General features: G+C 70.0%; 1 protein-coding gene. It reads right to left on the bottom strand.

Annotation, left to right across the window (positions count from 1 at the left end):
- Window positions 1-38: 38 nt before the first annotated feature.
- A partial coding sequence (locus DNI29_RS24685) for a hypothetical protein (protein WP_202910587.1) occupies window positions 39-297 on the bottom strand: 259 nt, incomplete at its 5' end.

The following is a 297-nucleotide window of genomic DNA, read 5'->3' as shown; positions in this document are numbered from 1 at the left end:
GCCCGCAGGCGGCCGCATGGTGCGACACGAATGGCCGCTTACTTCGAGAGCTGCAGCAGCGTCGACGACACCCAGCCCTTGTTGCCGAACTCGTCCTCGACCTGCCACATGACGCCCTGCTTCTCGCCGGTCGGGTACAGCATCATGCCGACGTCGAGCGAGCGCACCACAGCGCCCTTGCCGGCGGCATCCGAGAGCAGGCGCGCGGGCTTGGCGACGGTGACCGCCTGCGTCGCGTTGGCGGCGCTGGCATTGGCCGGCAGGCCGCCGAGCTGCGCCACGATGTCGGTATAGGCC

Origin of the sequence: Hymenobacter sediminis (genome assembly GCF_003231285.1) — a bacterium.
GTDB lineage: Bacteria > Bacteroidota > Bacteroidia > Cytophagales > Hymenobacteraceae > Hymenobacter > Hymenobacter sediminis.
Note: the sequence above shows the minus strand (reverse complement) of the source record. Positions and strands in the feature narration are given on the sequence as shown.